Raw genomic sequence first — 24774 nt, forward strand, 5'->3', positions numbered from 1 at the left:
CGGGAGGGTGAGGTCCATGTCGAACCCGCCCTCCGGCGTCCGGCGCGTGGTCAGCGTCCCGGCGTTGTCCGCGACCACCTGCCGGAGATCTGCCAGCCCCAGGCCGGCGCCGCGGCTGAGCAGGCGCCTCCCGGATGCGCCGGGCTCCTCGCCCGACACGTCCGCGTCCGGGACGGGACCGTTGCGGATGAGCAGTCGCACCGCTCCTGACTGGGCGGCGAGGTGCACGGCGCACGGGGCACCGGGGGCGTGCGCGCGTGCATTAGCCAGGGCCTCCCGCACCACGCGGGAAAGCACGGCCGCGCGCGGGTCGTCGTCCGGCACTGCGGGGCCGGTGTGTTGCAGGGAGACGTCCCGGACGCCGCGATGGTGTGGGTGCTGACGACCGTGATCATCGCGGTCGAGGCGGTGTGGAGCCCGCTGTGGCTGCGGCGGCACCGGTACGGTCCCGCCGAGTGGGTGTGGCGCTGCCTCACCTGGGGCGAGCGGGTCCCGCTGCGCCGTCCCGAGAACTGAGGAGAGGGCGGGGGCGGGGTAGTTCGCTGCACCCATAGGTACAGCGAACTACCCCACCCCCCGTCGGGGCCCGGCGACGAGAGGCCCGGTCGCCGCGTCCGTCCGGCGCCCAGGGCCCGAGCGCGGCCTCAGGCCAGTGGCTCCCAGGGGCCCCAGGGGTCGCCGGGCTCCTGGTTGCGGGTCCACCACTGCGCCACGTAGTCCTGCCCATCGTGCCGGACGACGTCGCCGGTGTCGAAGACCCGCGACGCGGTCCACAGGGCCGTGCCGTCCTCGTCGGTGGCGATCTCCTGCCAGGCGCCCCACGGGCTCCCGCCGGGGGTCTCGCCGCGGGTCCACCAGAGCGCCTCGAACACCGCGCCGTCATGGGTCACGAGGTCACCGGCCAGGTAGACGGTGTCGGCGTCCCAGGCCGGGTGTGCCGGGGTGGTGTCCAGCGGGAACGGGCCGGCCTCTCCGCTCGCCGTGACCTTCAGGCTGCCGTTGGCCGCGGTGGCCTCGAAGGACCGGGGCGGTAGCTCGCCCGCCGCGAGGTCCTCCTCGTCGAGCACCACGACGTCGGCTGCGAGCTCCACGGTCTCGCCCGTCGTCAGCGTGCGCGCTTCCAGGCCCGGAGCCGTGACCTCGGTGAGCGTGACGTTGCCGGTGTTCTCCAGCGTCGAGGTGTAGGTCACCGTGTCGCCGATGCTGGCCTGCCCGTCGCCGTCGACGTCCTCCCAGACCGGGGTGAGGCCGGCCTCCAGCTGCGGGTCCCTGACGAGGAGGTCGACCTCACCGCCGTCGACCTCCAGCTCCGCGCTGGACTGCGCCGCCGCGGTCACCTCCCAGGTAGTCCGGGGCACGAAGAAGCCGTGCGCCAGCTCCTCCTCGGTGACGGTGTGGCGCGGCGTCGCACAGGTGTAGCCGTCGAACGCCGGCAGGTTCTGGTAGCGGCAGTTGCCGGGGCCGGGCGGCACGAACGGGTCGAAGTCACCGCCGGTCGGCGTGATCGTCGTGGTGATCGGCGCGGTGCTGTCGACCCGGAACGAGTAGGGCACCTGGTCTCCCACGGCATACGGGTCGGCTCCCAGGTCCCGGTCCCCGTCGCCGCGGGTGCCCACGATCTCGGCGCCCAGCAGCCCGTCGCGCAGGGGGATCGCCGCGCCGGTGTGCTCCACCGTGGTGGTGTCGTCGGGGTCACCCGTGGCGGCCACGGTGAAGCCGAACTCGGGGGTGAACCAGCCGCGCTCCACGTCCTCCTCGGTCAGCGTCCGACGCGGGGTGGTGCAGTTGTAGGCGTCCAACGCGGGCAGACCGAGCCAGCGGCAGGCGGTGGGCAGGAACCCGGTGCTGAAGTTCGCGGCCAGCGGGGTGACGTCGGTCGTGACCGCGCTGGTGCTGGTGACCCGGACGGTGAAGCTCAACTCCTCACCCGCCTCGTAGGGGTCCGTCACGACGTCACGCGGGGCGCTGGTGTGGGTGACGCCCAGCGTGGCGCCGAGGGGTGCAGGGAGGCGGACCGTGGTCGTGCCCTGGCCGACCCTGCCGTCGGCGGCGGTAAACATGGTCGCGAGTCGGTGCGTCCCCTCCGCGTCGTCCGCCGCCGTGAGCGACACCTCGACGGTCGTCGACTCCCCGGGCGGCAGGTCCTCGACCCCGGCGTCGTCCGCCGCCCAACCGGCCGGTGCTGCGATGCTGACGGTCCCGGTCAGCGGGGTGTCCTCCTGGTTGGTGACCGTGACGGGCACCGCGACCGTGTCCCCGGGCGCCAGGTCCTGCTCCGGAGCCTCGACCGGGGCGCAGACGTAGTTCAGCCATGCCTCGTCGAAAGTGCTGAACTGGATGTTGTCGGTGTAGTTCTTCTCCCACAGCACCCCGAACAGGCCGTCGTCGAGCGCGGTCGTGCTGGAGTAGGCGAAGAAGCCCGGGTCCAGCGTGCGCAGGCCCGGCCAGGTCTGCCCGTCGTCGCAGCTCACCCGTGCGGCGCCGTTGACCCGGTCGCCGTTGGCCCCGTTGTTGGAGTTGGTGAACAGCAACTTGCGGGCCTCGGCGCTGCCCTCGGAGGCGTCCGGATGCATCCGGATCAGCGCCGCGTTGTTGGTCGGGTCGGGCAGGGCGTGGTCGCGCTCGACCGGGCCGTAGCTGGCGCCGCCGTCGGTGGAGATCGTCACCAGGCGGGTGCGCCCGTTGCTGCTGTCGCGCGAGTTGAGCATGACCCGGCCGTCGGAGAGCTCGACGACCTTGTTCTCGTCCATGCCGGTGCCGACGTTCTCCCCCTTCTGCCAGGTCTGGCCGTGGTCGTCGGAGTAGACCGAGTAGGCCTGGATCGCGGTGGACCCGTCCTCCTGGAGCACCGTGCCGGCGTACTGCTGGACCAGCCGCCCGGCATACTCCCCGTAGCGCAGTTGGATCCCCTCGCCGGAGGTCGCGAAGTTGGCGCGGATGTCGCCGGGCACCGGCTGGTAGACGCCGTCGACGGTCTCTCCCTCGGCCGTCTTGGCGACGTCCGTGATCAGTCGCGGCTCGCTCCAGGTCTGCCCGCCGTCCTCGGAGGAGATGACCGCCGAACTGATCACCTGGCGGTCCTCGTCGTCGTTGCCGTAGGCGCTGCCGTGGAAGCCCTGGTCCTTGGAGTAGACGAAGAAGTTGAAGACCGTGCCGGTCTCCCGGTCCACGACGTAGCTGGGGTCGGAGTAGCCGAACCGGGGCCCGTCGGGTCCGTCCTCCTGCCCGGCCGCGATGATCTCCAGCGGACCCCAGGTCTGCCCGTTGTCGGTGGAGCGCCGCTGGATGATCGAGTTCGGGTTCGGCGCGTCCGCGGCGCTGCCGGGGCGGGCGTCCCACGACGCCAGGACGACCCCGTCGCCGAGGTGGGCGAGGGCGGGGATGCGGTAGAAGAAGTTCTCCGGGGTGCGGTCCGCGCCCAGGTTGGTCGAGGTCCACGTGCCGGGAGGCTGCGTCGGGTCGTCCGGGGTTGCCGCCGCGGGCAGGGCGGCGACCGGCGCGGCGAGACCCGCCAGGAGCGTGAGCGCGGCGAGGGCCGCCAGGCGTCTGCGCGGTCGGGGCGTGCGGAACGTGCGGGGTGTGGGCACGGCAGGGGACCTTTCGTCGTGGCTGTCAGATGTCTGATGTCCGATTTCAGGTGACCCTACGGAGCCGGGCAGAGGAGGGCAAGAGCCTGACGGCAAAGGTTGGGTAAGAAATCGGCGGCGCCGGGCGGCGCCGTCGGACAGACTCTTTCGTATGCCGACCGTCAGCGTGGCGCACCTGGCCGACCCCCATCTGGACGGGACACAGGGGTGCCGCCTCCGGCTGGAACGTGTCGCCGACTTCCTCGCCGGGCTGACCCCGCCCCCCGACGTCGTGCTGGTGACCGGGGACCTCACCCAGCGTCCGGGGGACGTCGCCGAGGCCGCGGCGCACGCCGTCGCCTCCGGCGAGCTGGCGTTCCTCGAGCAGACCCTGGGCGAGGCCGTCCCGGCGCCGGTGCTACTCCTGCCGGGGAACAGCGATGACCGGTCCGTGTTCGGCGACCATCTGGGGGTGCTGGGTGCAGAGTCCCAGCTCAACCGGGCGATCGACGCCGCCGGATTGCGGTTCCTGCTGGTGGACAGCAGCGTCCCCGGGGAGTTCGCGGGAGAGCTCGCCGGGTCGACCCTGGAGTGGCTCGCCGCCGAGCTGGACGCCACGTCCCGGCCGGTCGTCCTCGCACTCCACCACCCACCGGTCGCCTTGGGCCACCCGGTCGTGGACACGCTGCGGCTGCGCGGACCGGAGGCCCTGGGGGCCTTGCTGCAGGGTCGGGCGAACGTCGTGGGGACCCTGGTCGGCCACACCCACGCCGCGACATCGGCGACCTTCGCCGGCCGGCCGCTGGTCGTGGCACCGGGCGTCCACTCACTCGGGCAGCTGCCCTGGCACAGCGACGGCACCCCAGAGGGGCTCATCGACCCTGGGGCCCGGCCCGGTCTCGCGCTGCACCGGGTCGACCCCCTCGCCGGCAGCCTGGTGACCTACTTCGTGCTGGTCTGAGCCCACACCGGGCTACGCTGTCGGATCGTGTCCAGACATCGCGCCGAAGCGGCGCACCCACGCGGGCGCCTGATCGGGGCGCTGGCCGCCGCCGTGCTGCTGGTCATCGCGGTGTTCGGCGGGTACTCCCTATTGACCGGCGGCGATGGTGCCGGGCGGCAGGCCGGGGCCGACGAAGCCGGCTCCCAGGGAGGCGCCGACGCGACCCCCACGACTGCCCCGGCGCCGCCCGTTGATCAGGCCGGTGCCTCCGCCACGGCAGACGGCGCAGACGCCGACTGCCAGGAGCCGGAGACCGTGCTCGTCGCCGCGGCCCCGCAGATTGCCGAGGTCCTCGAGCAGGTCGCGGCCGACGCGGCCACGCCGTGTGCGGAGTTCCGGGTGGAGGCCCGGCCCGCGGCCCTCGTCGTGGCCGGTCTGGCCGGATCAGGGGGCAGCGACGAGGAGACGCCCGACGTGTGGGTGCCGGACTCCACCCTGTGGGTGGAGCTCGCCGCGGCCCAGGGCGCCGACGTGGAGTCGGGACCGGTGGTGGCGACCAGCCCCATCGCGCTGGTCGGGCCCGCGGACGTCCTCGGGGACGCCGGGGTCGAGCCGGGGGCGAGCTGGGCGGAGCTGTTGCAGGCTGGGGCACCGCTGCGGGCCGCGGACCCCCAGCAGGACGTGTCCAGCCTGTTCACCCTGCTCAGCGCCCAGGCCGCGTTCGGCGACGACGAGGCGGGGCAGCAGCAGGCCGCGGGGGTGCTGGTCAGCATCGGCCGCGACTTCACCCCGGTCGAGGAGCTGGTGGAGGCCGCCACCGCCGGGGAGGCGGTGGTCTTCCCCGGCAGCGAGCAGTTGGTGGCCGCTCACGAGGATCTCGCCGCCCTGGTGCCCGACGGGGGCCTCGGGACGCTGAGCTTCCCCGTCGTCGCCGTGCCGGGCCGGGAGGCCGACCAGGCCGCGGACACCCTGGCCCAGGCGCTGCTAGCCGACGACGGTGCCGGGGCGCTCGCCGGGGCCGGGTTGCGCCCCGGTGAGGATGGCGAGGGCCCCGGCGTGGACGGCATACCGGAGCAGTCCCCGGCGCTGTCCGCCCAGCCCGGTGCCGAGCAGGTGACCGCCGCCACGAGCAGGTGGGCCACGCTGACCAAGGAGCAGCGGATGCTCGCGGTCCTGGACGTCTCCGGGTCGATGGACGAGCAGGTCGGGGACACCACCCGCATCGGTATCGCCACGGCCGCGGCCCAGGAGGCGATGAGCCTGATGCGACCGCAGTCGCAGGTGGGCCTGTGGGAGTTCTCGACGGATCGCGGACCGAACGGGCAGGACCACGCCGAACTGGTGCCCATCCGCACTTTGACCCAGCAGGTGGGGATGCGCACCCAGTCCCAGCTGCTGCTGGAGACGGCGACCGAGCTGGACGAGGACGCCACGACGGGGGACACCGGGTTGCACGACACGGTGCTGGCCGCCTTTGAGCACATGCAGCAGACCTACGACGCCGACTACGTCAACTCCGTCGTGCTGCTCACCGACGGCGTCAACGACGACAGCACCGGCGGCCTGTCCGAGGACGAGCTGATCACCGAGCTGGAGTCGCGGACCGACCCGGAGCGTCCGGTGACCGTGGTGCTCGTCGGGATGGGTCCGTCCGTGGACGGTGGCGCCCTCCAGCGCATCGCCGAGGCGACCGGGGGACGGGCGTATGTCGCGGAGGACCCCGCGGACATCACCGGCGTGTTCCTCGACGCGGTGTCGCACCGCGCCGGGCGCTGAGGTCGGGCCCCGGTCAGCCTGTCGTCGGCAGTCGCCGGCCGAGGAAGTCGACCGTCTGCTCCCAGGCGGCCTGGCTCGCGGCGGCGTCGTGGAACAGCGGGTGCGGGTTGTCGAAGGCGTGACCGGCGCCCTCATGCAGCACGAACTCGACGTCCTCCCGGGAGCCCTGCGAGGTCACCGCCCCGCGGATCTGCTCGACCTGGTCCTGCGGGATGTAGTTGTCGGCCGTGCCGAAGTGGTGCAACTGCGGGCAGGTCACCTGCTCGGCGAGCCCGGTCAGCTGGGGCAGCGCCGACCCGTAGTAGCTGACAAGCAGGGCGGGATCGCCCTGCGCGGCGGTCTGGAACGCGAGTCCACCGCCGAAGCAGAAGCCGACCAGGCCCACCCCAGCAACGTCGGGTCGGGCGGCCAGGTCCTCGGCGCTGGCCAGGGCGTCCTGCACCGCCAGGTCCCAGTCCAGTCGCCCCACGACCGCCATCGCGCGCTGCAGGAACTCGGGGTCGTCCTCGTCGATGTCCGCGTCGTCCAGGCGCCAGTAGATCTCCGGCGCGAGCACGGCATACCCGAGGTCGGCGAGGTCGGCGCAGCGGTCCCTGACGTATCGGCTCACCCCGAAGATCTCCTGCAGCACCACCAGACCGGGGTGCGGTCCGTCGCCGGACGGCAGCCAGAGGTGGGCCGGCAGGTCACCGCCGGAGGTCGGGACGCGGTGCGGTGCCGGGGTGACCATCAGCCGCTCACCGCCCGTCCGGGAGGACGGCGTTGAGGACCATGGAGACCAGGGTGATGATCAGGGCTCCCAGGATCGCGTCCCAGAAGAACTGGTGCACCGTGAAGTCCAGGCCCAACTGGCCGGACAGCCACGAGGTGATCGAGAGCATCGCGGCGTTCACGATGAAGGTGAACAACCCGAGGGTCAGGACCAGCAGCGGCAGGGACAGGAACAGCAGGATCGGCCGGATGACCGCGTTGAGCACGCCGAAGATCAGGGCGACTGCACCGATGGTGAGCACCGTGGTCGTGGTGTCCGCGTCACCCCCCAGCTCGATCCCGTCGAGGAGGAGGGAAGCGACCCACAGCGCCACCCCGTTGACAACCACCTTGATGAGGAAGGGCATGGGTCCATCGTGGCATGCCGGGTTCTACAGTGAGGCCATGAGCGAGTCGACGCCCCCGGCCCACGTCCGCCTGCGCAGCGCCCTGGACGCGGTGCCCGCGTACAAGCCCGGCAAGCCGGCGGAGCCCCGGGAGGGTGTCACCGCCTACAAGATCTCCTCGAACGAGAACCCCTACCCGCCGCTGCCGTCGGTGCTGCAGGTGGTGACCGACGCCGCGGGCTCGATGAACCGGTACCCCGACATGGGCGTCACCGCGCTGACCAGTGCCCTGTCCGAGCGGCTCGGCGTGCCCGCCTCGCACCTGGCCACGGGCACCGGCAGCGTGGGGGTACTCACCCACCTGATCACCATCACCTGCGAGCCCGGCGACGAGGTCGTCTACGCGTGGCGCTCGTTCGAGGCCTACCCGATCGTGGTCGCGCTGGCCGGGGCCACATCGGTGCAGGTGCCCCTGGACGAGCAGGCCCGACACGACCTGGACGCCATGGCGGCCGCCATCACCGACCGGACCCGCCTGGTGCTGGTCTGCACGCCCAACAACCCGACGGGCCCGAACGTCACCGACGCCGAGCTGCGAAAGTTCCTGGGCACGGTGCCCTCCCACGTGCTCGTCGTCATCGACGAGGCCTACCTGGAGTTCAACACCGACACCGACGCCCCGGACGCGCTGGCGCTCTACCGGGAGTTCCCCAACGTGGCGGTGCTGCGCACCTTCTCCAAGGCGTACGGTCTGGCCGGGCTGCGCGTCGGCTACGCCGTCGCCGGTGAAGATGTTGCGACCGCGCTGCGCAAGGCGGCCACGCCGTTCGGTGTCACCGATCTTGCCCAGCACGCCGCCATCGCCAGCCTGGACGCCTACGACGAGCTCGAGGTCCGGGTGAAGGCGCTCGTCGACGAGCGCGCCCGGGTGCTCGCGGCGCTCCGCGAGCAGGGGTGGCCCGTCCCGGACACCGAGGCCAACTTCGTGTGGATGCCGACGGGCGAGGACACCCTGGATTTCGCGGCCGCCTGCCAGGACGCCGGCCTCACCGTGCGCCCGTTCCCGGGTGAGGGTGCCCGGTGCACTATCGGGGAGACCGAGGCCAACGACCGGCTCATCGAGGTGGCCGGGGCGTTCCGGAACCGCTGAGGCGCGCGGGGTCGCCCTGGGGTAGCGTGAGCGGCGAACCTGCACCCGGCGCGGGCACACCCCGTGCGCCCCCGCCCACTGAAGGAGCACCTACCTGTGAGCGACGACGCCGTCGCGCAGGCGCCGACCAGCGCGCCCGCGACCCACGAGCCACCTGTCCGGGACATCACCGACGGCGGCCCCGAGATGGTCCAGTTCCTGGACAGTGACGGGCGTCGGGTGGGGCAGACGGAGGCCAACGCCCCCTTCGCCTCCTACCTCGAGGATGTCGACGCCGACGTGCTGCGCGGCCTCTACCGCGACCTGGTGCTGGTGCGCCGGGTCGACTCCGAGGGCCACGCGCTCCAGCGCCAGGGCGAGTTGGGGCTGTGGCCCTCGCTGCTGGGCCAGGAGGCCGCCCAGGTGGGCGCCGGCCGGGCGATGCGCCCGCAGGACTACGCCTTCCCCGGCTACCGGGAGCACGGTGTCGCCTGGTGCAAGGGCGTCGACCCGGTGAACCTGCTCGGCATGTTCCGCGGGGTCAACCACGGCGGGTGGGACTCCAACGAGAACAACTTCCACCTCTACACGATCGTGATCGGCAACCAGATGCTGCACGCCACCGGGTACGCCATGGGGGTGCAGCGCGACGGCGCCGTCGGCTCCGGCGACCTCGGAGCGGGACACCGCGGTGATGGCCTTCACCGGTGATGGCGGCACGGCCCAGGGCGACTACAACGAGGCGCTGGTGTTCGCCGCCGTGTCGCACGCCCCCGTCGTCTTCTTCGTGCAGAACAACCACTGGGCGATCTCCGAGCCGAACGAGCGCCAGTTCGTCATCCCGCCCTACCAGCGGGCCCGCGGCTTCGGCTTCCCCGGCGTGCGGGTGGACGGCAACGACGTGCTGGCCACGCTCGCGGTGACCCGGCAGGCCCTGGAACGGGCCCGGTCCGGGCAGGGCCCGACGCTGATCGAGGCCTTCACCTACCGGATGGGCGCGCACACCACGTCCGACGACCCCACCAAGTACCGCATCGCTGCGGAGGTCGACGCCTGGCGGGCCAAGGACCCGATCGACCGGCTGCGCAAGCTCCTGCAGACCGAGGGGATCGCCGACGACGACTGGTTCACCGAGGTCGACGCCGAGGCCGACGCGTTGGCGGCCCGGATCCGCACCGCCTGCCAGCAGATGCCGAACCCGCCGCACGAGGACATGTTCGCCGACGTGTATGTCGACCCGCACCCGTTGGTGGAACGGGAGCGTGCCGAGTTCGTGGCCTACCACGACAGCTTCGAGGAGGCCTGATGAGCCAGAAGATGACGATCGCCAAGGCGCTCAACGGGGGAATGCGCGCGGCGATGGAGGCGGACCCGAAGGTCGTCCTGATGGGGGAGGACGTCGGCAAGCTGGGCGGGGTGTTCCGGATCACCGAGCACCTGCAGAAGGACTTCGGCGAGGAGCGGGTCATCGACACGCCGCTGGCCGAGTCGGGGATCATGGGGGCCGCGGTGGGTCTGGCGCTGCGCGGCTACCGGCCGGTCGTGGAGATCCAGTTCGACGGCTTCGTCTATCCCGCGTTCGACCAGATCATCAGCCAGGTCTCCAAGATGCACTACCGCTCGCTGGGGCACCTGCGGCTGCCGATGGTCATCCGCATCCCCTACGGCGGGGGCATCGGCGCGGTCGAGCACCACAGCGAGTCCAACGAGGCCTACTTCGCGCACACCGCCGGGCTCCGGGTGGTCACCACCTCCACCGCCGAGGACGCCTACTGGATGATGCAGCAGGCGATCGCCAGCGACGACCCGGTCGTGCTCTACGAGCCCAAGCGCCGCTACCACGAGCGCGGCGAGGTCGACCTGGGTGACACCGCCCCCCACGGGCTGCACGACGCCGTCGTGCGGCGCGAGGGCACCGACCTGACCCTGCTCACCTACGGGCCGATGCTCAAAACCTGTGTGGCCGCCGCCGAGGCGGCAGCCGAGGAGGGTCGCTCCGTCGAGGTGGTGGACCTGCGCTCGCTGTCGCCGCTGGACCGCGACACCATCGTCGGCTCGGTGAGCAAGACCGGGCGCGCCGTCGTGGTGCACGAGGCGCAGACCTTCCTGGGGATGGGCGCGGAGCTGGCGGCCCTCGTGCAGCAGGAGTGCTTCTACGCACTGGAGGCGCCGGTGCTGCGGGTGGGTGGCTACAACATCCCCTACCCCCCGAGCCGCCACGAGGAGGTGTTCCTGCCGGACCTGGACCGGATCCTGGACGCCGTCGACACCTCGCTCGACTACTGACCCACCCTCGACGACTGACCCACAGGAGTCCCACCCATGCCGCAGTTCAAGCTCCCCGACCCCGGTGAGGGCCTGGTCGAGGCCGAGATCGTGACCTGGAAGGTCAAGGCCGGCGACCAGGTCAAGGTCAACGACATCGTGGTCGAGATCGAGACCGCCAAGTCCCTCGTCGAGCTGCCCATCCCCTGGGAGGGCACCGTCGTGGAGCTGCTGGCGGCCGAGGGCGACACCGTGGAGGTCGGGACCCCGATCATCGTGATCGACAACGGCGACGGGGGAGGCGGCGCTGCCGCGGCCCCCGAGGCGGCTCCGGCCTCCGAGCCCGCAGCGGCCGAGCCAGCAGCGGCGGAGGACTCCCCCAAGAGAGAAGCCAACCTGGTCGGCTACGGACCCTCCGAGGGGTCGACCTCACGACGACCCCGCAAGCGGTCCCGGGGCATCCCGGACGCCCCGCCGCCGCCCGCGGCAGCCGGTGACGCGGGTGCCGCCCAGGCACGGTCGGCCCACCCCGCTGCCCCCGCGCCCTCGGCGCCCGCACCCGCGGCCTCTCCCGCCGCTGCGGCTGCTCCCGCCGCTGCGCCCGCGACGCCCGCCGGGCCCAAACCGCTGGCCAAGCCGCCGGTCCGCAAGTACGCCAAGGACCTGGGGGTCGACCTGGCCCTGATCATCCCGACCCGCGAGGACGGCGTGATCACCCGGGCCGACATCGACGCCCACGCCTCCGGCGCCCAGGACCCCGCTGGGGCCGCAGCGGCCCCCGAGGCCCCGCCCGCGGGACCGGCCGCTGAGGCTGGCGATGCAGGGTCGCGCCCCACGGCATACGCGGCCCCGGTGTTCGACCGCGCGGGTGAGCGTGAGACCCGCACCCCGGTCAAGGGCGTGCGCAAGATGACGGCGCAGGCGATGGTCGGGTCGGCGTTCACCGCGCCGCACGTGACCGAGTTCATCACCGTGGACGTGACGGCCACGATGGACCTGGTCGACCGGTTGAAGCGCAGCCGCGAGTTCCGCGACACCAAGGTCTCCCCGCTGCTGATCCTGGCCAAGGCACTGATCCTGGCGGTCAAGCGCAACCCCGGCATGGTCGCCGTGTGGGACGAGGCGGCGCAGGAGATCGTGCAGCGCAACTACGTCAACCTGGGCATTGCCGCCGCGACCCCGCGTGGGCTGATCGTGCCCAACATCAAGGACGCCGACCTGATGGACCTGCGTCAGCTGGCCGACGCCATGGGCCACCTGGTCGAGACCGCGCGGGCCGGCCGCACCCAACCCGCGGAGATGTCCGGGGGCACCATCACGATCACCAACGTCGGCGTGTTCGGCGTCGACACCGGGACCCCGATCATCAACCCGGGGGAGTCGGCGATCGTGTGCTTCGGCGCGGTCCGCCGCCAGCCGTGGGTGGTGACCGGCCCGGACGGCACGGAGGAGATCGTGCCCCGGTGGGTCACCCAGCTCGCGGTGTCGTTCGACCACCGGCTGATCGATGGCGAACTCGGCTCGAAGTTCCTCTCGGACCTGGCCGCGATCATGGAGGACCCGGCGCAGGCACTGGTCTGGGGCTGAGCCCCCGCCGGCTACCGCGCCCACAAACGCCGAACGGCGCCCACCCCGAGGGGAGGGCGCCGTTCGGCATACGGTGCCGCCGAGTGCGGCGAGTGGCCGGGATCAGCCGGCGCAGGCGGTCTCCAGCTCGCCCTGGGCGTCGGCCGAGCCCTGCACGTCGATCTCGGGCAGGGAGATGGCACCGTCCTCGTCGACGGCGTCCCCGTCGGTGACGGCGGTGACCGTCTCGGCGAACGGCGCGTTCACCTCGTCGAGCAGGGCGCTGATGTCCTCGGGGGCGGAGGCCGAGGTCGCGTCGATGCGCTGCTTGAGGAGGTTGACCTCGCCGTAGGTCGCCATGTCGACGATGTCGCCGTTGGTCAGCGCCTCGCGGGCCGCGTCGGCGCGGTCGGCCAGCGGGCCACCCTCGGTGAAGAACTCCTCGCAGGCCGGGTCGGCGTAGCTGCCGGCGGCACCGGTCGCGCCGGCGCCGTCGTCGGTGGCGGCGTCGTCGTCGGCCCCGGCGTCGGCGTCGTCGTGCCTCGTCGGCGCCGGCGTCGTCGGTCTCGCCCGCGTCGTCGGTCCCGCCCTCGTCCGCACCGCCCTCGTCCTGCACGGCGGTGGTGTCGTCGGCGGGCTCATCCTCACTGCTGCACGCGCCCAGGGCAACGGTCGCGGTCAGGGCCAGGGCAAGCAGGCTGGTCTTCTTCATCAGGTTCTCTCCTCATCGGCTTCCGGTGAGGGGGCAGGGCGCAGCCGCTCCGCACGGTCATCTGTGCTGGTCGGCGGCGTCATTGTCCCCTGGGCGGCGCCAGCCTCACGCGGGTGCGGAGGCGGCATGCGCCACCCACTCACTGTGCGCCTTTTGCCGGGGAAACTCAAACCGATTGTGGCGCGGCGCGTTCCGCGGCGGGTCGGTCAGGGGGTGATGACGAGGGCGTCCAGCACCCGCGCCGCCAGGTCCTCGTCACCGACCACCTGGTATGCCGTGTCGACGGTCGTGCGCCGTCCCGCGGCGCGGCGGGTGAGGGCGTCGGTGGAGGCGATGATCGTGGTGGTGGGACCCTCGACCGCAGGGCTCTCGGTGGCCTGCTCCGTCTCGCCGGTGAAGAGCGTGTGCACCCAGGGACGCCCCTCGGAGTCGCGTGCCATCTTGCCCCCGATCCGGGCGGTGACCGGCCCGGTGCAGTCCAGGATCACCGTCGTGCCCTCGGCCAGGTCCAACCGCTTGGCGAGCAGGACCGGGAACGAGCGTTCTAGCGCGTCGAGGAACACCGCGGCGCCGACCGTGTCCAGGCCACCCGGGCGGTCCAGGGCCTCCCGGACGTCCTGCTCGTGCGTCCAGATATCCATCAGGCGCAGCCGCAGCAACGGTCCCAGGGCCATGGTCTGCTCCATCGGAGCGCGGACCTCGGTCTCCAGGGTGAGGTCCGGGTTGGCCAGGGTGGAGAGCCGGTTGTGCAGCAGCGTCTGCAGCTCGCTGACCACCGCCTCGCCCGGTGTGCCCCGGCGGGCCTGCACGCCCTGCTCCATCCAGGCCGCGAACTCGTGGTGGACGTGGTCGCCCTCGGGGAGCTCCACCTCGGGGTGGGGCGCCCCGTCCAGGTAGGCCTCGACCGCGGCCACGTGCGCCAGGTGGTCCTGCAGCGGTCCACCCCGGGCAGGAGGTCGGGCGGGCGAAGTCGTCCGGGCGGCACCCGGCCCCCAGGTCCACGACCGCCTGCACCCCCTGGCGGAACGCCTCGACCAGCTCGGGGAGGTCGTCGGGCGGAGCGGGGTGGATCGGCATACGGCCAGCCTACCTAGCATGGGGGCGTGCCCCCCGCTCCCGACACCGTGACCGAGACACCCCGGCAGCCTGCCGCCGGGGTGGCGTTGCGGTGGTTCCCCGCGCTGGGGCTGATCGGCCTCGCGCTCCCGGTCGCGCTGCTCGTGGGTGCCGCCTCGGGTGCCCTGGGCGGGCAGCTCCTCATGGATGCCGGCCCGATGGTGCGTGTCGGGCTCCCGGTCGTGGACGTGGTGCACAACCTCGCCGCGGCGCTGGCCGTCGGGATGCTGCTGGTCGCGGCGTTCCTGGCGCCGGAGGGTCGGGCGACCTCCCGGCGGGAGACCGCGGCGCGGGCGGCGGGCTGGGCGGCGGCGGTGTGGGCGGGCTCTGCGGCCGTCGGCCTCGTCTTCGCCTTCGCCGACGTCGCCGGTCTCGCGCCGAGCACTCCCGGGTTCTGGACCGATCTGCTCGACAACCTGTGGGCGCTCGAGCTGACCCGACTGCTGCTCCTGGAGACGCTGCTCGCCACGGCACTGGCACCCCTCGCCTGGTTCGCACGCACCCGCGGCGCGCTGGCCTGGGCGTTCCTGCTGTCCCTGGCCGCCCTCCTGCCGTTGAGCTTCGCGGGTCACGCGAGCGGCACCGAGGGTCACGAGCAGGCGATGACGGCGCTGATGTTCCACCTCTTCGGGGTGTCGGTGTGGGTCGGCGGGCTGCTGGCGATCGTGGTCCTGCGCCCCGTCCTCGGCAAGGCGGTGGAGCCGACCCTGCGCCGCTTCTCCACGGTGGCGCTGTGGTGCTACGGCGCGGTGGCCGTCTCCGGGGTGCTGTTCGCGATGCTGGAGGTCGACGACCCCGGCGACCTCACCAGCGCCTACTGGCTGGTGCTGTGGGGCAAGGTGTTGGCGCTGGGGGCCCTCGGTGGCATCGGCTACCAACAGCGCGAACGGCTGCTGGACCGGGGCGTGGAGCGGTCCTCGGCGTTCGCCCGGCTGGCCCTCACCGAGCTCGCCGTGATGGGCGTCGCGATGGGACTGGCGGTGGCCCTGTCCCGGACCGCGACGCCCGAGGTCGAGCGCCTGCCCAACACCCCGGTGCTGGAGCTCACCGGCTACCCGATGCCGCCGGAGTGGGAGCTGTCCCGCCTGGTCACCGTCTGGGAGATCAACTGGCTCTTCCTGCCGACGGCCGTGGTCGCGGTCGCGAGCTACCTGGTCTGGGTCACCCGGCTGCGGCGCCGCGGCGACAGCTGGCCGCTGCACCGGACGATCTGCTGGGTGATCGGCTGGGCGGTCTTTGTCTACGCGACCAACGGCGCCCCCGGCGTCTACGGCAGGATCATGTTCTCCCAGCACATGGTGATGCACATGCTGCTGATGATGGCGGTGCCGATCTTCCTGGTCCTGGCCGCACCCGTCACCCTGGCGCTGCGCGGCCTGCCGGCCCGCAAGGATGCCACGCTGGGTCTGCGGGAGATCCTGCTGGCGGTGGTCCACTCCCGGTACGCCTCGTTCGTGGTCAACCCGTTGGTGGCCGGGGTCATCTTCTTCGGCAGCCTGGTGGCGTTCTACTGGACCGAGTGGTTCCCCTGGTCGCTGACCACCCACTCCGGGCACGTGGTGATGGTGGTGCACTTCACGCTCACCGGCTACGCCTTCGTGTGGTCCCTCATCGGCACCGACCCCGGGCCCCCGAAGTGGCCCGCGCCCCTGCGGATGATGGTGCTCATCGGCACCTTGGCTGCCCACGCCTTCTTCGGTCTTGCGCTGATGAGTGGCACCTGGCTGCTCGCGCCGGGCTTCTTCAAGGCGATCGAGGTGCCCTACGTGCCCGACTTGTTGGCCGACCAGCAGCTGGCGGGGGGTATCGCCTGGGGGATCGGGGAGGTCCCGACGCTGGTCCTGGCCCTGCTGTTGGCGCTGGACTGGTTCCGCAGCGACACCCGGGAGGCGGCCCGGTCCGACCGGCGGGCCGAGCGCGACGGAGATGCCGAGCTCACGGCATACAACGAACACTTGCAGGAACTCGCCCGACGCAACGCACGGAGGCCACAGTGAAGATTGCCGTGATCCAACTCTCCTACGGTGACGGGGAGCCCGAGGAGGAGCGCGCCCGCCGCGTCCTGGAGCTCGTCCGCGCCCAGGACGGGCACGACCTGGTGGTGCTTCCCGAGCTGTGGAGCGCGGGCGGGTTCGACTACGAGGTGTGGCCGGACCGGGCGCAACCCGTCGACGGCCCCGTCGTCCAGTCGCTGGCCGCCGTGGCGCGCGAGATCGGGGCGGTGCTCCACGGCGGTTCCCTGGTGGAGCGGCCGGTGGGCGAGGACGGGCCGGAGGGGCGTGGGCTGTGGAACACCTCGGTGCTGATTGGGCCGGACGGTGAGTTGGTGACGCGCTACCGCAAGGTGCACCGCTTCGGGTTCGGCGTCGGCGAGCCCCGGTTGCTGGAGGCGGGCGCCGACGTGGTGGTGACGGACCTGCCGGCCCCGGCGGCTGGCCTCCGCGCCGGCCTCTCGACCTGCTACGACCTGCGGTTCCCCGAGCTGTATCGCGCCCAGCTCGATCTCGGCGCCGAGCTCTTCCTGATCCCGGCCGCGTGGCCGGCCGCGAGGGTGGAGGCGTGGCGGTTGCTGCTGCGTGCCCGAGCGATCGAGGACCAGTGCTACGTCGTGGCCTGCAACACCGCCGGCACGCATGCGGGCACCGAGATGGGCGGGCACAGTGCCGTCATCGACCCCTGGGGGACGGTGCTGGCCGAGGCGGGGACCGACGAGGAGGTCCTCTCGGTCGAGATCGATCCCGGCGCCGTCGCAGCGGCGCGGGAGAAGTTCCCCGTGCTCCGCGACCGCCGCCTGTAGCTCCCCGCCCTCCTTCCCACCCTCCCACCCATCGACCGGACGGGTGATATGGCGGTTTCACGGGTGACCGGACGTGTGGTCTGGCGGTCCTACGGGTGACCAGACGGGTCGTCTGGCGACGTTCCGCGGAAGCGCCGCCAGATCACCCGTCCGGTGCCGGCTGTGAGCGCCAGACCAGACGTTCGGTGCCGGCTGTGAGCGCCAGACCAGACGTTCGGTGCCGGCTGTGAGCGCCAGGCCAGGCGTCTGGTGGGGGTGAGGACCGCCCGCCAGACGACGCGTCTGGTGGGGGTGAGGGTTAGAAGGCGGCCTCGGGCAGGTCCATCAGGGAGCTGTCGGTCTCGGTGGTGATGGCCCGTTCGGAGGTGAGGCGGGGCAGCACCGTGCGTGCGAAGAAGCGGGCAGCGGCCACCTTTCCCTGGTAGAACGCCTCGTCCGAGCCGGAGGCGCCGGAGTCCAGCGCGGCCTGGGCCACCACGGCGTGGCGCAGCAGCAGCCAGCCGACGATGAGATCGCCGAAGGACATCAGCAGCCGGGTCGTGTTGAGACCGACGTCGTACAGCTTCTGGGCGTCGCCACCGCTGCGGGGGTCGGCCGCCATGAGCCGGCCGACCATGAACTCGACCATGCCCTGGACGTCCTCCAGGGCGGTGCCGAGCAGCGCGCGTTCGGTGGCGAACGGGTCGTCGGCCGAGCCGCCCTTGACGAGCTCCAGCACCTGCTCGGCCAGGAAGCTCAGGGCCTCACCGTTGTCGCGGACGATCTTGCGGAAGAAGAAGTCCATGCCCTGGATCGCCGTCGTGCCCTCGTAGAGGCTGTCGATCTTGGCGTCGCGCACGTACTGCTCGACGGGGTAGTCCTGGAGGAAGCCGGAGCCGCCGAAGGTCTGCAGCGACTCGGTGCCCAGCAGGGTCCACGCCCGCTCGGAGCCGCACCCCTTGACGACCGGCAGCAGCAGGTCGTTGACGCGGCGGGCCATGATCGCCGGCGACCCCTCGGGCAGGTCCTCGGTGCCGGTCTCGGCCTGGGCGGCCATGACCGTGTCCTGGAAGCTCGCCGTGTAGAGCATCAGGGCCCGCAGCCCCTCGGCATACGACTTCTGCAGCATCAGGGAGCGGCGCACGTCCGGGTGGTGCGTGATCGTCACGCGGGGGGCGGTCTTGTCGGCCATCTGGGTCAGGTCCGAGCCCTGCACCCGTTCCTTGGCGTACTCCAGCGCGTTGAGGTAGCCGGTGGACAGCGTGGCGATCGCCTTGGTGCCCACCAGCATCCGGGCGTACTCGATGACACGGAACATCTGGGCGATCCCGTCGTGCACCTCGCCCAGCAGCGTCCCGACCGCGGGGCGCGAAGGGTCCTCACCGAACCGCAGCTCACAGGTCGTCGAGGTCTTGAGGCCCATCTTGTGCTCGATGTTGCTGACCTGCACGCCGTTGCGCTCCCCCAGCTCACCGGTCTCCGGGTCCACGTGGAACTTGGGGACGATGAACAGCGACAGGCCCTTGGTGCCGGGGCCGGCCCCCTCGGGCCTGGCGAGCACGAAGTGGATGACGTTGTCGTAGAACGGTGCCTCACCGGAGGTGATGAACCGCTTGACCCCCTCGATGTGCCAGGTGCCGTCCTCGGCCTGGACCGCGCGGGTCCGGCCAGCACCGACGTCGGAGCCGGCGTCCGGCTCGGTCAGCACCATGGTGGCGCCCCAGGCGTGCTCGGTCATCAGCGTGGCCAGGTGCTGCTGGGCGGGAGTGCCCAACTGGTAGAGCACCTCGGCGAAGGTGAAGCCGGCGGCGTACATCTTCAGCGCGGGGTTGGCGCCGAGCAGCAACTCGGAGAGGGCCCAGGTCAGCGAGGGTGGTGCGGGGGTGCCGCCGATCTCCTCGGAGAGCCCGATCCGCCACCACTCCGAGTCCACGAAGGCCCGGTAGGAGTCGACGAACGCCTGGTCCATGGTGACCTCGCCGGTCTCGGGGTCCAGGACCGGCGGGTTGCGGTCGGAGGAGAGCAGGCTGGGCCCCAGCTCACGCTCGGCAAGGGTGGCCACCTGAGCCAGCACGTCACGCGCGGTGTCGGCGTCGACGTCCCCGAACGGGCCGGACCCGAGCACCTCCTGGCGGTCCAGCACCTCGAAGAGGTTGAACTCCAGGTCCCTCAGGTTGCTCTTGTAGTGGCTCATGACGCACCTCTGCGATCTCACGCTCGTCAACTGTTCCCGATACTCGCCGTACCTGTTAGTTGAGTATAGCCGGGGACGAGGCCCCTGCCTACCCGGGGGTAACTGCGATCCGTGACCGACGGGGAGTATGCCGAGGCCCCCGGCGGCGGGGCGGACGGCGTCGTCAGGAGTCGCCGGTGAGCCCGGCGTCGTGCACCACCAGGGCGACCTGGGTGCGGTTGCCCGCGCCGAGCTTGGTGAGCAGGCGGGAGACGTGCGCCTTGACGGTGGGCACCCCCATGTAGAGCCGCGCCGCGATCTCGGCGTTGGACCACCCCTGGCCGATCCCGATCGCGACCTCGCGCTCCCGGTCCGTGAGCCCGTCCAGCAGACGGTTCGCGCGGGCCTTGCGGTCATGCTCGGGGGGCGTGGCGTCGACGGTCCGGACCCTGGCGATCAGCTGCGCGGTGACCGAGGGCGACAGCATGGGCTCGCCGCCGGCCACCGTGTGGATCGCCTCGACCAGCCGCTCGGGGTGGGTGCTCTTGAGCAGGAAGCCGTGGGCCCCGATCTGGAGCGCCTCGAGCACCATGTCGTCGGTGTCGAAGGTCGTCAGCACGATGACCTTGGGCGGCTCGTTGTCACCGAGCAGTTCCCGGGTGGCCGCCAGCCCGTCCATCCGGGGCATCCGGATGTCCATCAGCACCACGTCGGGGCGCAGCGTCCGGGCCAGGTCGACACCGGTCCGACCGTCGGCCGCCTCGCCGACGACGTCGATGTCGGCGGCGCCGCCCAGGATCAGTCGCAGCCCGGTGCGCACGAGGGCGTCGTCGTCGACCAGGACGACCGAGATCACGCTCACGCCTCCCACGGTAACCAGGCCCGCACCGTGAACCGCCCTCCCCGGTCGCTGCCGTAGGTCAGCCGGCCCCCGCTGAGGACGGCGCGCTCGGCCAGGCCGAGCAGCCCCAGCCCGGACCCGCTGCCCTGGGCGGACTCCTGCGGGGGAGTGGTGCCGTATGCCATGGGCTGGTTCACGACCGTGACCTCCAGACCGTCGGTGGGTCCGCCCGCGAGGGCGACGGTGACCGGCATCCCGGGGGCGTGCTTGCGGGCGTTGGTCAGCCCCTCCTGCACGATGCGGTAGGCGTGCCGGCTGATCGTCTCGGGGACGTCCCCCACCTGCACCCGCAGGTTCAGTTGCAGCGGGGTGCCGCCCTCGCGGACCTCCTCGATGAGGTCGCCGAGCCGGGTCAGGTCAGGTTGCGGACCGAGGGGCTGGCCGGGGTCCTGCGCCCCGCGGAGCACCCCGAGGACCTCCCGCAGCTCGGTGACGGCCTGGTCGGCGTTGTCCCGCAGGGTCGCGGCGATCTCCCGCACCTGCTCCGGGGGCAGGTCCTCCCGGTAGGTGAGGATCCCGGAGTGCATGGCGATCAGGCTGATCCGGTGGGCCAGCACGTCGTGCATCTCCCGGGCGATCCTGGCCCGCTCGGTGGCGCGGGCCTGCTCGACGCGGCGGCCCTGCTCCCGCTCGGCAGTCTCGGCGCGCTCCCGCAGGGCCGCGATGTTGTCGCGGCGCACGCCGATGTAGTAGCCGACGGCGACGCAGGTGATCAGGCTCAGGGCCTGGATCACCAGGGACGTGACCAGGTGCCAGCGGCCGGGTTCGGTCGGCGGGAACAGCAGGTCCCAGGCCGGGGCGGCGGCCAGGAAGAAAGGCGTCACGGCCAGGACCTCGCGCCAGTTGCGGCGGGTCGCCATGGACACCAGGGCGATGGCGCCAGCTCCGGCCACCGACACGGCGACGCCGGAGGTGATGGTGAGGACGAGCGCGACGAACAGCGGCCAGCGGCGCCGGAACAGCAGGAGTGCGGTGCCGGCCAGCCCGACGGCCGGGTCCACCAGGGCCAGCCACCACTCCGGGCCGACCCGTCCCTCGAGGTCGATGGTCGCCCAGGACAACAGCCACAGCAGCGCACCGATGAGCACCGCCGCCACGACCCGCCAGGTCTCACCCCACAGGGAGGTCGCAGGCACACCGAGTCGCATGACCTGAGCCTAGGTCGCCCGCGGGGCGGAGTCTGCCACCCAAAGACTAGGCAGCCTCATCCCAGAGGCGTACGAAAGTAGGGGGCAGGTCCAGACTGCAGACCGATGTGCGCACCCCCCGACGGCCCGCACGATGGATCCCATGATCTCAGTGACCAATCTCGTGAGGACCTACGGGGACTTCACCGCGGTGGACGATGTGACGTTCACTGCCGAGGCCGGCCGGGTGACCGGCTTCCTCGGTCCCAACGGGGCGGGCAAGTCCACCACCATGCGTGTGATGACCGGGCTCACCCCGCCGACCTCCGGGGCGGCGCTGGTGCTCGGGAAGCCCTACGCCTCCCTGACCAACCCCGGACGCCACGTCGGTGTCCTGCTCGACGCCTCGGCCCAGCACGCCGGCCGCACCGGCCGCGAGGTGCTGACCCTGGGTGCGATGACCCTGGGCATCGACCGGCGACGGGTCGACCAGATGCTCGAGGTGGTGGGGCTGACCAAGAAGGAGTCCGAGCGGCGGATCCGCAACTACTCCCTCGGGATGCGCCAGCGCCTCGGCCTGGCCCACGCGCTGCTCGGTGACCCCGAGGTGCTGATCCTGGACGAGCCCGCCAACGGACTCGACCCGGCAGGTATCCGCTGGATGCGGGACCTGCTCGGCACGTTCGCCCGCGAGGGCGGCACGGTGCTGCTCTCCTCGCACCTGCTGCACGAGATCGAGAAGATCGCGGACGACATCGTGGTGATCGGGCGGGGCAAGATCGTCGCGCAGGGCACCAAGGAGGAGCTCCTGCGGCCCTCCGGTTGCCTGGTGCGCAGCTCGGACGACCACGCTCTCGCGGCGGCGCTGTCCCAGCAGAACCTGACTGTCGAGGTGCTGCCCAGCGGCGGGCTCCAGGTCGAGGCCGAGGCCCTCCGGGTCGGGCAGGTCGCCGCCGACCACCGGATCGTGCTCGAGGAGCTGCGACCGGGTGACAACCAGGGCCTGGAAGAGATGTTCCTGACCCTGACCTCGGACGACGCCCGCAAGGAGGCCGCAGCATGAGCACCCAGACCCTCGAGGACACCCGGCAGGTCGGCACGATCCGCCCCGGGTTCTCCCTCCCGAGCATCGACGCCCCCGTGTCGGCCGTCTCCTTCGGGCGCCTGGTCCGGGTGGAGACCCGCAAGCAGATCGACACCCTCGCCGGCCGCTGGTTCCTGATCAGCATCGGGCTCGTGGTGGCCGCGGTCATCGCCATCATGCTCGGGGTCAACGGCGGCAACCACTCCTTCATGGACTACCTGGTGGCGACCTCCACGCCGCTGGCCATCCTGGTGCCGATCCTCGGGATCCTCACCGCGACCTCGGAGTGGTCCCAGCGCACCGCGATGACGACCTTCTCGCTGGAGCCGCGGCGGGGACGGATCATCGCCGCCAAGGTCGTGAGCTCGCTGTTCCTGGGCGTCGTCGCCTTCCTGGTGGCGATCGTCCTGGCGGCAGCCGGCCACTTCGCGGCGACAGTCTTCCGCGACGCCACCGCGGTGTGGGACCTGAACTGGTGGCTGATCGGGGGCATGGCCCTGCTGACGCTCCTCAGCGTGGGCCAGGGCGTCGCCTTCGGGTTGGCGTTGTTGAACACCCCGGCGGCCATCGTCGGGTATCTGATTCTCCCCATGGTGTGGTCCATGCTCGCAGCACTGGTCTCCTGGATGCGCGATGCCGCAGCCTGGTTGGACCTGGGCGTGACGCAGGCACCACTGACCTTGGGGGAGGCGCTGACGGGCCAGGAGTGGGCCAAGCTCGGCGTATCGACGGCCGTGTGGCTTGGGCTGCCACTGGCCATCGGGGTGTGGCGCGTGCTGCGCCGCGAGGTCAAGTGACCCGCGGCTAGTGCCCCCACCCCGCACAGGGGAAAGTCGTCGGCGGGACCGGACGTTGTGACCGGTCCCGCCGACGCATGTCCGGATCCGGTATGTCGTGGGCCGAGGGGGTCGTCACCGGCCCGTGACCTTCGTAGGGCAGGATGCCCACACACGCACCGGAGGCCGGAGAGGTGACCAGGCATGAGGTTGACGAGGACGGGGACGCTTGCTGTTGCGTTGGGCGGGGTGCTGCTGTTGGGCGCCTGCAACGCGGGGTCGAGCACCGACGAGAGCGGTGAGTCCGGGGACGCGCCGGAGGGCGGGTCCGACAGCGTGACCATCGGCCTGGTGGCCGAGCCGGCCAGTCTGGACTTCACCACCAGTGACGGTGCGGCCATCCCGCAGGTGCTGCTCTACAACGTCTACGAGACCCTGGTGAAGGTGGACCAGGACGGCGAGATCGTCCCCTCCCTCGCCACGGACTGGCAGGTCAGTGACGACGGGTTGACCTACACCTTCACCCTGGCCGAGGGCGTGACGTTCAGCAACGGCGAGGACTTCACCGCCGACGACGTGGTGTTCTCCATCGAGCGGGTCCAGTCCGACGCGTGGACGATCAGCCTGAAGGCACAGATGGATGTCGTGGAGTCGGTCGAGGCGACGGGCGACCACGAGGTCACCGTCACTCTGTCGCGGCCCAGCAACAGCTGGCTCTACTCGATGACCACCCGGGTGGGCGCGATCTTCGACGAGGGCGGGGTGGAGGACCTGGCGACGACGGCCGTGGGCACCGGGCCGTTCACCTTCGCCGACTGGCAGCGCGGCAGTGCGATCACCCTGGAGCGCAACGCCGACTACTGGGGCGAGGAGCCGTTCTTCGATGAGGTGGCGTTCCAGTACTTCGCGGACGCGACGGCGCTCAACAACGCCCTGCTCACCGAGCAGATCGACGTCATCGGCACGGTGCAGGCGCCGGAGTCGCTGAGGGAGTTCGAGGGGGAGGACCACCAGATCATCGAGGGCACCACCAATGGGGAGGTGGTGCTGTCGATGAACAACAGCGCGGCGCCGTTCGACGACCTGCGGGTCCGCCAGGCCGCCCGGCACGCCATCGACCACGAGAGCCTGCTCGAGACGTGCTGGGCCGGGCGGGGTGAGCTGATCGGCAGCATGGTCCCCCCGACCGACCCGTGGTTCGAGGACCGGACCGGCGACTATCCCTACGACCCGGAGGCGGCGCAGGAGCTGCTCGCGGAGGCGGACGCCGACGGTGCCCAGGTGCGGCTGCGGATCCCGAGCCTGCCGTATGCCGTGGCGTGCGGCACGGTGGTGGAGTCGATGCTGGAGGACGTGGGCTTCGAGGTGACCATCGACCAGCTGGAGTTCCCGGCGGCCTGGTTGGAGGACGTGTTCACCAACGCCGACTACGAGATGTCGATCATCGCCCACGTCGAGCCGCGGGACATGCGGGCAGTCTTCGGTGACCCCGACTACTACACCCAGTACGGCGACCCGGACTTCGTGGCGCTGCTGGATGAGGCAGACGCGGGGACCCCGGAGGAGCAGCAGGCGGCGTTGAGTGAGGCCGCTGCCCTGCTCTCTGAGGACGCCGCGGCCGACTTCCTGTTCGTGATGCCCAACATCATCGTCGCGGACCCCGCCATCACCGGCCTGCCGGAGAACGCCATCAGCGAGTCCTTCGACCTGGCCGACCTTGCCCGCGACTGATCGCGTGACTGCCCCCCGACGGGCGGTCGCGCACTG

The 24774-nt window shown here is 71.7% G+C and carries 19 protein-coding genes and 2 pseudogenes; 12 read left to right on the top strand and 9 right to left on the bottom strand.

The genetic code is table 11. From position 1 onward, the window contains the following. Positions 1–9 precede the first annotated feature (9 nt). Positions 10–324: pseudogene (locus AC1QRC_RS04135) on the bottom strand (ATP-binding protein); the annotation flags it as partial. Positions 325–336: 12 nt separating this feature from the next. Here AC1QRC_RS04135 and AC1QRC_RS04140 point away from each other — a divergent pair. Beyond that, positions 337–516, top strand: coding sequence for a DUF418 domain-containing protein (locus AC1QRC_RS04140; protein ID WP_484205553.1), 180 nt, complete (start codon positions 337–339; stop codon positions 514–516). A gap of 128 nt (positions 517–644) precedes the next feature. On the opposite strand, the gene AC1QRC_RS04145 is transcribed toward AC1QRC_RS04140, so the two are convergent. Then, a complete protein-coding gene (locus AC1QRC_RS04145; RefSeq protein ID WP_484205554.1) occupies positions 645–3587 on the bottom strand; it encodes an exo-alpha-sialidase in 2943 nt (980 codons plus the stop codon). A gap of 151 nt (positions 3588–3738) precedes the next feature. On the opposite strand from AC1QRC_RS04145, the gene AC1QRC_RS04150 reads away from it, so the two are divergent. Continuing rightward, complete coding sequence (locus AC1QRC_RS04150) at positions 3739–4527, top strand: metallophosphoesterase (RefSeq protein ID WP_484205555.1); 789 nt, start codon at positions 3739–3741, stop codon at positions 4525–4527. A 27-nt stretch (positions 4528–4554) separates the two neighbouring features. After that, entirely contained in the window at positions 4555–6285 is a 1731-nt protein-coding gene (locus tag AC1QRC_RS04155; protein ID WP_484205556.1) for a VWA domain-containing protein, read from the top strand. 13 nt (positions 6286–6298) lie between these two features. Here AC1QRC_RS04155 and AC1QRC_RS04160 read toward each other — a convergent pair whose 3' ends face one another. Next, a complete protein-coding gene (locus AC1QRC_RS04160) occupies positions 6299–7015 on the bottom strand; it encodes a dienelactone hydrolase family protein (protein ID WP_484205557.1) in 717 nt (238 codons plus the stop codon). Between the two features lie 7 nt (positions 7016–7022). Next, entirely contained in the window at positions 7023–7403 is a 381-nt protein-coding gene (locus tag AC1QRC_RS04165) for a phage holin family protein (RefSeq protein WP_484205558.1), read from the bottom strand. 37 nt (positions 7404–7440) lie between these two features. On the opposite strand from AC1QRC_RS04165, the gene hisC reads away from it, so the two are divergent. The 4 genes and pseudogenes from hisC (at position 7441) to AC1QRC_RS04185 (ending at position 12363) form a co-directional block, all read left to right on the top strand. Beyond that, on the top strand, positions 7441–8532 hold the full coding sequence (gene hisC / locus AC1QRC_RS04170; protein WP_484205559.1) for a histidinol-phosphate transaminase: 1092 nt from the start codon (positions 7441–7443) through the stop codon (positions 8530–8532). 96 nt (positions 8533–8628) lie between these two features. Beyond that, a pseudogene (pdhA, locus tag AC1QRC_RS04175) lies at positions 8629–9817 on the top strand (pyruvate dehydrogenase (acetyl-transferring) E1 component subunit alpha). Further along, positions 9817–10797 (top strand): alpha-ketoacid dehydrogenase subunit beta, encoded by a 981-nt coding sequence (locus AC1QRC_RS04180; RefSeq protein WP_484205560.1) that lies wholly within the window; start codon positions 9817–9819, stop codon positions 10795–10797. The pseudogene pdhA and the gene AC1QRC_RS04180 overlap by 1 nt, the downstream one beginning before the upstream one ends. A gap of 36 nt (positions 10798–10833) precedes the next feature. After that, positions 10834–12363 (top strand): dihydrolipoamide acetyltransferase family protein, encoded by a 1530-nt coding sequence (locus AC1QRC_RS04185; RefSeq protein WP_484205561.1) that lies wholly within the window; start codon positions 10834–10836, stop codon positions 12361–12363. A 102-nt stretch (positions 12364–12465) separates the two neighbouring features. On the opposite strand, the gene AC1QRC_RS04190 is transcribed toward AC1QRC_RS04185, so the two are convergent. Then, positions 12466–12942: a hypothetical protein gene (locus AC1QRC_RS04190; protein WP_484205562.1), complete on the bottom strand. Its 477-nt coding sequence runs from the start codon at positions 12940–12942 to the stop codon at positions 12466–12468. 318 nt (positions 12943–13260) lie between these two features. Then, positions 13261–13968 (bottom strand): maleylpyruvate isomerase mycothiol-dependent enzyme family protein, encoded by a 708-nt coding sequence (locus AC1QRC_RS04195; RefSeq protein WP_484205563.1) that lies wholly within the window; start codon positions 13966–13968, stop codon positions 13261–13263. A 189-nt stretch (positions 13969–14157) separates the two neighbouring features. On the opposite strand from AC1QRC_RS04195, the gene AC1QRC_RS04200 reads away from it, so the two are divergent. Together AC1QRC_RS04200 and AC1QRC_RS04205 are read left to right on the top strand one after the other, a co-directional pair. Continuing rightward, positions 14158–16167, top strand: coding sequence for a bifunctional copper resistance protein CopD/cytochrome c oxidase assembly protein (locus tag AC1QRC_RS04200; protein WP_484205564.1), 2010 nt, complete (start codon positions 14158–14160; stop codon positions 16165–16167). Further along, positions 16164–16967: a carbon-nitrogen family hydrolase gene (locus AC1QRC_RS04205; RefSeq protein ID WP_484205565.1), complete on the top strand. Its 804-nt coding sequence runs from the start codon at positions 16164–16166 to the stop codon at positions 16965–16967. Before AC1QRC_RS04200 ends, AC1QRC_RS04205 begins: the two co-directional genes overlap by 4 nt. 298 nt (positions 16968–17265) lie before the next feature. On the opposite strand, the gene AC1QRC_RS04210 is transcribed toward AC1QRC_RS04205, so the two are convergent. The 3 genes from AC1QRC_RS04210 to AC1QRC_RS04220 form a co-directional block, all read right to left on the bottom strand. Beyond that, the gene (locus tag AC1QRC_RS04210; protein ID WP_484205566.1) at positions 17266–19140 is read right to left on the bottom strand and encodes an acyl-CoA dehydrogenase; all 1875 of its coding nucleotides are present in this window, start codon (positions 19138–19140) and stop codon (positions 17266–17268) included. A gap of 163 nt (positions 19141–19303) precedes the next feature. After that, positions 19304–19990 carry a response regulator transcription factor gene (locus AC1QRC_RS04215; RefSeq protein ID WP_484205567.1) on the bottom strand — a complete coding sequence of 229 codons (687 nt, stop codon included), beginning with the start codon at positions 19988–19990 and terminating at the stop codon, positions 19304–19306. Then, entirely contained in the window at positions 19978–21168 is a 1191-nt protein-coding gene (locus tag AC1QRC_RS04220) for a sensor histidine kinase (protein ID WP_484205568.1), read from the bottom strand. Before AC1QRC_RS04220 ends, AC1QRC_RS04215 begins: the two co-directional genes overlap by 13 nt. A gap of 142 nt (positions 21169–21310) precedes the next feature. On the opposite strand from AC1QRC_RS04220, the gene AC1QRC_RS04225 reads away from it, so the two are divergent. The 3 genes from AC1QRC_RS04225 to AC1QRC_RS04235 all read left to right on the top strand — a co-directional run bounded on the left by AC1QRC_RS04225 (position 21311) and on the right by AC1QRC_RS04235 (position 24738). Further along, a complete protein-coding gene (locus tag AC1QRC_RS04225; RefSeq protein WP_484205569.1) occupies positions 21311–22210 on the top strand; it encodes an ABC transporter ATP-binding protein in 900 nt (299 codons plus the stop codon). Then, the gene (locus AC1QRC_RS04230) at positions 22207–23028 is read left to right on the top strand and encodes an ABC transporter permease (RefSeq protein WP_484205570.1); all 822 of its coding nucleotides are present in this window, start codon (positions 22207–22209) and stop codon (positions 23026–23028) included. Before AC1QRC_RS04225 ends, AC1QRC_RS04230 begins: the two co-directional genes overlap by 4 nt. 183 nt (positions 23029–23211) lie before the next feature. Continuing rightward, complete coding sequence (locus AC1QRC_RS04235; RefSeq protein ID WP_484205571.1) at positions 23212–24738, top strand: ABC transporter substrate-binding protein; 1527 nt, start codon at positions 23212–23214, stop codon at positions 24736–24738. Positions 24739–24774 lie beyond the last annotated feature (36 nt).

It is taken from the genome of Ornithinicoccus sp. (assembly GCF_057176825.1).

What these genes read in the sequence shown, in the direction of transcription:
- hisC (WP_484205559.1), top strand. Translation starts at nt 7,441, where the DNA reads ATGAGCGAGTCGACGCCCCCGGCCCACGTCCGCCTGCGCAGCGCCCTG.
- AC1QRC_RS04220 (WP_484205568.1), bottom strand. Translation starts at nt 21,168, where the DNA reads ATGCGACTCGGTGTGCCTGCGACCTCCCTGTGGGGTGAGACCTGGCGG.
- AC1QRC_RS04150 (WP_484205555.1), top strand. Translation starts at nt 3,739, where the DNA reads ATGCCGACCGTCAGCGTGGCGCACCTGGCCGACCCCCATCTGGACGGG.
- AC1QRC_RS04210 (WP_484205566.1), bottom strand. Translation starts at nt 19,140, where the DNA reads ATGAGCCACTACAAGAGCAACCTGAGGGACCTGGAGTTCAACCTCTTC.
- AC1QRC_RS04185 (WP_484205561.1), top strand. Translation starts at nt 10,834, where the DNA reads ATGCCGCAGTTCAAGCTCCCCGACCCCGGTGAGGGCCTGGTCGAGGCC.
- AC1QRC_RS04230 (WP_484205570.1), top strand. Translation starts at nt 22,207, where the DNA reads ATGAGCACCCAGACCCTCGAGGACACCCGGCAGGTCGGCACGATCCGC.
- AC1QRC_RS04235 (WP_484205571.1), top strand. Translation starts at nt 23,212, where the DNA reads ATGAGGTTGACGAGGACGGGGACGCTTGCTGTTGCGTTGGGCGGGGTG.
- AC1QRC_RS04225 (WP_484205569.1), top strand. Translation starts at nt 21,311, where the DNA reads ATGATCTCAGTGACCAATCTCGTGAGGACCTACGGGGACTTCACCGCG.
- AC1QRC_RS04165 (WP_484205558.1), bottom strand. Translation starts at nt 7,403, where the DNA reads ATGCCCTTCCTCATCAAGGTGGTTGTCAACGGGGTGGCGCTGTGGGTC.
- AC1QRC_RS04160 (WP_484205557.1), bottom strand. Translation starts at nt 7,015, where the DNA reads ATGGTCACCCCGGCACCGCACCGCGTCCCGACCTCCGGCGGTGACCTG.
- AC1QRC_RS04180 (WP_484205560.1), top strand. Translation starts at nt 9,817, where the DNA reads ATGAGCCAGAAGATGACGATCGCCAAGGCGCTCAACGGGGGAATGCGC.